Raw genomic sequence first — 8,635 nt, 5'->3', positions numbered from 1 at the left:
AGAAAGAAAGCTATAAAAACAATGGGAAGTTTATTTCTGATGGCATATTAAGAAAAGAATTGACTGGTTTAAAACAAACTGATGAGTTTTCTTGGTTGTATGGGGTATCAAATAATATTACAAAACAAGCGATAAAAGATCTTTGTCATGCGTATGAAAAGTTCTTTAAAGGGTTAGCAGATCAACCACGATTTAAAAGTAAAAGAAAATCAAAACCGTCCTTTTATAACGATAATGTGAAGTTGAAAGTAAAAGGAAAGAAAGTGTTAATTGAAAAAGTCGGTTGGGTTGTAACTTCTGAATTGATACCGGATGAAAAATACTATAATCCTAGATTCAGTAATGATGGAAAATACTGGTATATATCTGTAGGAATTGAAGAATTAAAACCAACAGTTGAACATACAAATGTCTCACTGGGTATTGACGTTGGAATAAAAGATTTAGCCGTATGTTCAGATGGAACCAAGAAGAAAAATATCAACAAAACAATTACTGTTAAAAAGGCAGAGAAACGCCTGCGTAGGTTACAACGTCAAATTTCTCGTAAATATGAAATGAATAAGGAGGGAAACCGTTTCGTCAAAACAAGTAACATACTAAAAATCGAAAAGAAAATACAACACCTCTATAGAAGGTTGACGAATATCAGACTAAACCATCTTCATCAATCCACGAGCGAGATCGTGAAAACCAAACCTTATCGCGTAGTAATGGAAATTCTAAATATTAAAAGGATGATGAAGAATAAGCACCTTTCAAAAGCAATTGCAAAGCAGTGTTTATTTAAATTCAGACGTCAAATTCAGTATAAATGTGAAAAATATGGCATTGAATTTGTTGAAGCTGATCAATGGTACCCATCTTCTAAAACTTGTTCAAGTTGTGGAAATAAGAAAAATGATTTAAAACTATCAGAGCGACTATACAAATGTGAATGCGGTCATGAAATCGATCGAGATTTAAACGCAGCAATCAACTTGTCACGATATAAATTAGTAACTGATACCTAGACGTCATTACTGATATGTAGGATTCGTTGTATCCGAATTTACGCCCTTGGAGTGTTAGACCAAACGAAAGTAGCCTAACTAGGCAAAATCGGACACGTAGAAAAGGGAAATAAACAAAAGCTATAAAAATAATAGTTTTTTATTGATTTTTATAAGTTTTTGGCAACGGGTTTTACTTGATTCCAAAATATCCATATTATAGTTACGAAGAAAAATGTGAACAAGTTCCACATACTTTTCCAGCTCAACATCAAGATATACAGCCTGGATTGGAATATTTAATGAATCCTGTGCCAATATCAGATAATCCCGAATATAAAGGGAGCGGAAAGTTGACAGGAAAAGTGGCTATTATTACTGGTGGTGATAGTGGAATTGGTCGTGCTGTTGCGATCGGATTTGCAAAAGAAGGCGCTAACTTAGTAATTGCCTACTTATACGAACGAGAGGATGCAGAAGCAACAAAAAAGATGGTCGAACATTATGGAAAAAAATGTTTATTAATCGAAGGTGATCTCAGAAGTCCCGATTTTTGTAATGATGTCATAAAGAAAACCATTGAAACATATGGCACGTTAGATATTCTGATTATGAATCAAGGTGTCCAATTTCCTCAGGAAAGTATCGAAAATGTTTCCAATGAGCAAATAGGACTTACTTATCAAACGAATATTTTTCCTATGTTTTACTTAACGAAAGCTGTTCTACCATATTTAAAAGAAGGTAGTTCAATCATTTCTACAGCCTCTGTTACAGCCTATGCCGGTGCTCCATTACTCATCGATTATTCATCTACAAAAGGCGCAATTGTTTCATTCACTCGTTCTTTATCACTTCAATTAGCTAAAAAAGGAATCCGTGTAAATGCAGTTGCCCCTGGACCAATCTGGACTCCGCTAATCGTTTCAATCTACTCAGCAGAGTATGTGAAAACATTTGGTTTAGAAACGGCTATGAAACGAGCCGGTCAACCATTCGAACTTGCCCCAACCTATATATACCTTGCTTCTGATGACTCTTCTTTTGTAACTGGCCAAGTACTTCATGTAAATGGAGGTATTATGACTGAAACTTGAAACTCATACAAAAATAAAAGACTGGGAGATTCCCAGTCTTCGTTTTTATGCAGCCTTTTTCCCGTTAGTCAATCTCTCAACTAACATGCTCACAGATAAATCACCTGTTGCATTTAACATTGTTGCAGGTGGGTCAATTAACGTACTAATTGCTGCAAGAATTGGTAAAGATTCTACCGGTAAACCAAACAGAGAAAGAATTAACATTTCCCCAATCATTCCACCATTCGGAATTGCCCCCATTACCATACCAACTAGTAATGCAATACCGATTGTTACAAGATAAATATTCAAACCAGAGAAATTCATTCCAAATACACCAAAGGCAAAAGCAATTTTTACGACTCCACCCATAACAGATCCATCTTTGTGTAATGCACTAGCTAAAGGAATAACAGTCTCTCTAATATTTTTAGATACGCCCATTTTTTCCGCTGATTCAAAATTTGTTGGAATCGTTGCTGCACTACTACAAGTTCCTAAAGATGTTAACGTTGAAGGTAATACATTTTTCCAATAAATTCTAAATCCATAACTACCTCCGGCCATATAAGCAATAATGCTATAAACAATAAAATAAAATAGAATAGCAGTTACATAATATAAAACAAAAACTCGCTCATATGAACCTAGTAATTCCTTTCCGTATGTTGGAACAAGATAAGCAAAATAAGCTCCAAGTCCAACCGGTGCAAGATACATAATATAGTTAACCATATTCATGATCACTACATTACCACTTGATAATAATTTTTTAACAATGTCTGCTTTATCGCCAGCTTTATTCGTTGCTAAACCAACTAATACAGCAAAAACGATAATTGCTAACATATTGCTTCTTGTAAACAAGCCTGAGAAATCATTTACTGTAAATGTATTTACAATTTGCTCCGCTACTGATACTTTATCAGTTGCATCTGGCTTAACAATTGGGATATGAACCCCATGTGCAGGTGGATAAACTTTCATAACAACAAGCATTATGATCGCTGCAATAATACCTGTAAATAAAAATACCCCTGACATATTTCGCATAATCTTACCGAATTTCTCTCCTCCACCATTTGCAAAGCTTGAAGCTACAGAGAAAAACACAAGCGGTACAACTACTACGAATAATAAATTTAAAAATAAATCCCCTATTGGCTTAAGGGCAACTCCTACGCTTTCATGAGTATAACCGATGACTGAACCAATGATGATACAACTAAGTAAAATCAAAGGGAAAGCGTAATTTCTAAATGAAAATTGCATAAGCTTCCTCCTAATATAATTGCTATTTGTAGTATACCGAAAATTTAATCGTTTGTACTCCAATTTTTTAATAAAACCTACATATTTCTACATAAACATACAAAAAAAGAACACTTTGTATTATCTACAAGTGTTCTATTTTTATTAAAATTATGAAATACTTCCTATACCTTTGCCCGTATTCCAATCCTTTAATCCTACTTTTTTTGATCTTATTATTTCAAGACTTCATCAAAAGCAGCTGAAACTTTTTCAAACTCTTCTTCTGTTTCTATATCATAAAACTCGCCATCTTCTTCGACTCTTAGGAAGAAAACGTCAATATCCTCTTCACTTTCTTTTTCTACTTCTTCTAGTAAACCTACTGCTATGTATTCATGACCTTCAATCGTAATTGAGCCTAGTACTTCGTAATCTTGCTCGTCTCCTTCATCATAGCTAAGTGTAAGAATTTCGCCTACTTCAATCTTTTCCATAAATCTTGACCTCACTTATTTCAAATTCATTTTGCATAAAGAAAAACCTTTATGTTCCTATAGTGTAACAGAATGATGCAAAACGTTAAATTGTAAATACACTTAAAGCTTTTCTAAATCGTTCTACTTTTAAACCAACTTTTTCTGGAGAATCAATTTTTGTAAAAAAAATTGATTTTTAAAAATTAACATGAATATTTTTAACAACGCTGTAATAAGATTTAGAACAACCAATTCTTAAGTTTCTTTCAAGTTTATTAAGGTGGACAAGCCTATATCTTCAAATAGTAGATATTTTCTATATTTAGGGAGGATTACTGAATGTCAAAATTAATAACGGGTCAAGAACAAACTAGAAGAAAAACTGTCAATTTTAAATCATTCTTTCAACGTTTTACTAAAAACCAGTTAATTGATGAAACGCCATCACAACTTTTACATAATGAGTTAAGAAGCTTACAAAAACTTTTAGAGCTAAAAGAAATTAATTTTATTTATGCCGATCCCGAATACATTGATGTGGCTATTATGGAATTAGAAGCTATACGTACAAAATACAGCATTACTGTTAGACAATTAAAGGAAATACAGTCTGCTAGTGTTGTATGAAAAAAAGAGATAAATAGCATAATAGCTATTTATCTCTTTTTCTATGTTTTTACCCTTGAATTGCAATTTTCCTGATTAAGAACTGACCTCATACTTCGTTTCGTAAGTCTTAACTTTTTTAAATACATTGATGAAAATCGTTAAGCATGGAAGAAGCCATAAGAATATTGCATAAGGTAAATACTCATGTAGCTTCATATTAATGACTGTACTACTCATGATTGCAAGAACATTCCAAGGGATCATCGCTGGAAATAATAAAGTTGTATCTGCCATTAACCTAGCCAATTCTTCTTTGTTATATTTAGTTGACCAATGCGTTAAAAAAGAGCGGCCTGTTAAAATAATTGGCATCGTTTGGTTACCTGCTATTACACATATAACAGCTGTAGCACCAATTGTTTTCAAAGAATCGGATAGCATTGAAGTTGAAGTTTGAAGCCATTTATCCAACATAGGTTGAATGATATTAAGCTCCTCCAATAACGCATTATAAATTCCTGCTACTGCAATAAACAATAACAAGCTATACATATGACTTAGCCCTCCACCAAGTCCATTTATTCCGTGCCAAAAAGCATTCACAATTTTACTAAAAGAAGTTCCATTAAACAAAGCTATTAAACTTCCAGACAAAATACTAATGACATACGAGTAAATAATATTGATTCGAAATAAAACAAGTACAACTAATAAAATCGGTGGAATAAATTGAATGAATGAAATATCTTTATTGCTCACGATTTCATGATGTGTCTGGGTAATTCCTTTCGCAAACTGTAAATCCATTACGCTAAAAAATAAGATTGTTACGATTACAGCAGTAATTGATGTAAAAAGCATCGCTTTACCTTGTTTTTTGACAGTTGTTTCAAGTATATTAGCTAAAAGTTGATGCGCGCTTGAAAAAGGTGACGTTCGATCACCAACAAATGCACCCGAAATAACCGCTCCAGCCGATATTTCCACAGGTATATGCAGTAGTATCGCACTACTAATAAGAGGCACTCCTAAGGCACTCAATGTTCCAATCGACGAACCCAAAATCATTGAAAAAATCATCGTCGTTAGAAAACAAAACACAAAAAAGTGATGTGGATTTATTGCCTGTAAAGTAATCGAAACCATCGATGTTATCGTTCCTGATAAATACCAAGATGGAAGTAAAAAGCTAATTAAAAATAAGATAAAGAGAACAATTTTAACTTTTCCCATCCCTTGATAGCTTAACTTCATAATATTTCTAACTTCATATCCTCTTTTTAAACTTAATACAATTAAAAAAATTAATCCTGGTAAAATTCCAAATACGAGCGAGATATGTAATATGACGGAACTAATAATTCCAATCAAAGTTACGAATATTAGGAAACTTGCCTGTTTAACTGAAAATTGATTCTCCATCACTTTCCCTTCTTTCAAACAGATTTATTACACTAAATTGATTAAATATCATTCATTAATTATATAAGCTTTCAATTAATAATACACTTATATTTCAATTAAAAAGCACTACTTCAATTTGAGAAGTAATGCTTTTGCACTAAAATATAGATGCTTTTAACTAAAATGTAAATCCGTGCCATATTGAACTAATTTTAATTTTCGTGCGACTGCCTGAGATGCATAATTATCCCAAGAGGTACTATACAAAGCAGTTCGTCCTTGACCTTGGATGTCCGTAGCCCATGCATTTGAAACGATTAACCCATACTCTTTTCCACGAAAATCCTCGAGTGTATATACGCTTGCTTCAGCAGCTTCGGCTGATTGTCTGGCACTACAGCAAATCGACACGGCTATGTCATTTTCAATAATTGCATAACAAGGCTCTTTAAATTCTAGCTCCTCATATGTATAAGGAAAGTTTGGTAATAAAAATTGTTTATTTGACTGGGTAATTTTTATTGCCTTCGATGATGCTATACCGACTGTTTGAAATACATATGCCGGCCCCATCCATACATTATCTATCTGATGAGTTTTACTTAAAATCTGCAAAATATTTACTAAAGGTATACTAGAGTTCATGTCTAAGGCTTGCTCTAATTCAATTAGTTCCTCATTTTTAAGACAATCTAAAAACCTTTTCACATTTCCCATTTTGGTACTTCCTATATAAAATCGTGGTGCTTTTGTATATGGAGGTTCATTTATTTGTGTTATTTTTCCAACTTCATTATGTTTAAATAATACGTTAATATGCATTTCCATAAGTTCTAGCTCTGATTTCAAAAGGATTCCCCCTAGCTTCAAACTAGTTAATTTACATACTTCAAAGTTCTCTTTACTCTATCTTTTAATTTTTACAAATGTTCCTTTTTCAGACTTTTCAATTGCGATCTTATTCATTTTTGCAATGTTGTCTGATAAAAGAGATGACTGTTGAACAGTGTTTCCGTCTAATGATACAGGCACATCGATAATCCTTCTTTTACCTTTTCGATGAATATCATAATCCTGGTCATTTTCTTCAAGCTCAACTTTTGCATATAAACTGTTTATTAATTCTTGAATTTCTTCATCATTGCTTTCTTGAATTATTGTCATTAACTGCATATCATCCAATAATAAATCGTTTAGCTTAATAATTTCTTTTTGTAGTGCCAGTTTAATAATTTTTGCAAGTGAATCATATGAATAAATGCTGATCGGACCTAAAAAATAATCAATAGCAAGTTTATAATAAATCACTGTAAACCACTCCGCCATTTCAATAGAGTTTACACAGATTTCTCCATTTACAATAACTAATGAATTTAAAAATGCTTCAATTTCCTTTTTAGGTGTTCCAAAATATGTATGCATATCTCTTAATGTATAATCTATTCGATCTGCACATAGCTTCGGAAGCTCTTTTTCAAGTATTTCCCATTTATCTATATCAAAAATTTCTTTAATATCGATATGATATTTTTCAAGTATAGAAGGAATCTCCGAATCTAAAATTACTTTTTCAAAGATTGTTTCATGGTAATTTTCTTCACTATTATCAAAAACAAAATCAATAACATGAGAAAATGCTGTGTGAGAAACATCATGTAATAAACCCGCTATTTGTTCCTTGATCGAACCCCCTAAACTTTTTATTAACAACATAACGCCAATAGAATGGTCATATCGAGTTCCATTAAAATGATGATCCACTAAAAAGGTAGCACCGGCTTGGTGAATTTTTTTTAACCGTTGAATCGGTTTTGTATCGATTAATTCAACAAGAACTTGATCAATATTGTATTGTCCATATAGTCTATCTCTCAAAAACATACTGTACTCCTTTTCATTTTATATTTGAAATTCCATCTCCTTAACATAAACAGCATTTCCAGTAATTTCTATATCATAAGTCGACTTTACTCTTTTTACATTTACTTTTACGCGTCCGTCTTTCTGAATTTCCGTTCCTTGTTCAACAATTAATTCAAGTGTATCAATAACATCATTATGAATATATTTAGCATAATAAGCTCCTAAAATCCCAGAGGCAGTACCCGTAACCGGATCTTCAATCGTTCCTGAAAATGCAGAGGAAAAATGGCGAGCATGAAAATCTGCATTTGAATCAAATGTTTCTAAGCAAAACGGATGAACGGACGCTATTGGAATTTCGGTCAAAATACTTGGAAAAAGTAGATTATTAGGTTTCATCTTTTCAAATGAAGATAAATTTTTTATCGGTAAAAGTAAATTCCAGGCACCTGTACTTCCATAAAGAGTTGGTAGGCTTTTATCGATTTCTTCTACACTAAGACCAACTGAGGACGCTACATCATCAATGGAGCCTTTAAACTCTACAAATTCTGGTGTTTTTTGTTTCATCGTTATGTAGATTTCATTATTCGAATTATGAATCTTGATTGGCAAAATCCCAGCCTTTGTTTCGATCGTTAACTCACTTTTAAACTCAATTATCCCTCTAGTGACCAAAGCATATATTACTGCCATTGTCCCGTGACCACATAAATCCATTTCATGACCTGGTGTAAAATAACGAATTTTATGATCAGCAATTTTCGAATTTAATAGAAATGAAGTTTCATTAAATCCGACTTGTTTCGCAATATCCTGCATTTCATATTCAGTCAAAGAATCGCAATCTAAAACGACTCCAGCTGGATTTCCTTTATTGGGTTCTTTACTAAAAGCGTCGTAATGGTATACAGTAATATTTTTCATTTTCTCACCTCATTTTGTTTTTATGTAACTC

9 protein-coding genes are annotated in these 8,635 nt (G+C 32.6%); 3 read left to right on the top strand and 6 right to left on the bottom strand.

Annotated features, from left to right (window positions below; translation table 11 throughout):
• A partial coding sequence (locus ABEY15_RS12280) for an RNA-guided endonuclease InsQ/TnpB family protein (protein WP_429890355.1) occupies positions 1-1,013 on the top strand: 1,013 nt, incomplete at its 5' end.
• 176 nt (positions 1,014-1,189) lie between these two features.
• Positions 1,190-2,089, top strand: coding sequence for an SDR family oxidoreductase (locus ABEY15_RS12275; RefSeq protein WP_429890353.1), 900 nt, complete (start codon positions 1,190-1,192; stop codon positions 2,087-2,089).
• A gap of 45 nt (positions 2,090-2,134) precedes the next feature.
• Here ABEY15_RS12275 and ABEY15_RS12270 read toward each other — a convergent pair whose 3' ends face one another.
• Together ABEY15_RS12270 and ABEY15_RS12265 are read right to left on the bottom strand one after the other, a co-directional pair.
• The gene (locus ABEY15_RS12270) at positions 2,135-3,343 is read right to left on the bottom strand and encodes a dicarboxylate/amino acid:cation symporter (protein ID WP_429890352.1); all 1,209 of its coding nucleotides are present in this window, start codon (positions 3,341-3,343) and stop codon (positions 2,135-2,137) included.
• A 215-nt stretch (positions 3,344-3,558) separates the two neighbouring features.
• Positions 3,559-3,819, bottom strand: a complete 261-nt coding sequence (locus tag ABEY15_RS12265) for a DUF1292 domain-containing protein (RefSeq protein WP_387327970.1) — start codon at positions 3,817-3,819, stop codon at positions 3,559-3,561.
• A 321-nt stretch (positions 3,820-4,140) separates the two neighbouring features.
• Here ABEY15_RS12265 and ABEY15_RS12260 point away from each other — a divergent pair, with 321 nt between their 5' ends.
• Entirely contained in the window at positions 4,141-4,428 is a 288-nt protein-coding gene (locus ABEY15_RS12260; protein WP_025671372.1) for a hypothetical protein, read from the top strand.
• Positions 4,429-4,503: 75 nt separating this feature from the next.
• Here the strand turns inward: ABEY15_RS12260 and ABEY15_RS12255 are convergent, their stop codons facing one another.
• The 4 genes from ABEY15_RS12255 to ABEY15_RS12240 form a co-directional block, all read right to left on the bottom strand.
• A complete protein-coding gene (locus tag ABEY15_RS12255; RefSeq protein ID WP_429890351.1) occupies positions 4,504-5,832 on the bottom strand; it encodes a Na+/H+ antiporter NhaC family protein in 1,329 nt (442 codons plus the stop codon).
• A 156-nt stretch (positions 5,833-5,988) separates the two neighbouring features.
• On the bottom strand, positions 5,989-6,663 hold the full coding sequence (locus tag ABEY15_RS12250; protein ID WP_429890350.1) for a GNAT family N-acetyltransferase: 675 nt from the start codon (positions 6,661-6,663) through the stop codon (positions 5,989-5,991).
• A 57-nt stretch (positions 6,664-6,720) separates the two neighbouring features.
• Complete coding sequence (locus tag ABEY15_RS12245; RefSeq protein WP_429890349.1) at positions 6,721-7,695, bottom strand: HD domain-containing protein; 975 nt, start codon at positions 7,693-7,695, stop codon at positions 6,721-6,723.
• Between the two features lie 18 nt (positions 7,696-7,713).
• Positions 7,714-8,604, bottom strand: a complete 891-nt coding sequence (locus ABEY15_RS12240) for a PhzF family phenazine biosynthesis protein (protein WP_429890348.1) — start codon at positions 8,602-8,604, stop codon at positions 7,714-7,716.
• Positions 8,605-8,635 lie beyond the last annotated feature (31 nt).

Origin of the sequence: Gottfriedia acidiceleris (assembly GCF_050457485.1) — a bacterium.
In the GTDB taxonomy this organism is placed as follows: Bacteria; Bacillota; Bacilli; order Bacillales; family Bacillaceae_G; genus Gottfriedia; species Gottfriedia acidiceleris_D.
Note: the sequence above shows the minus strand (reverse complement) of the source record. Positions and strands in the feature narration are given on the sequence as shown.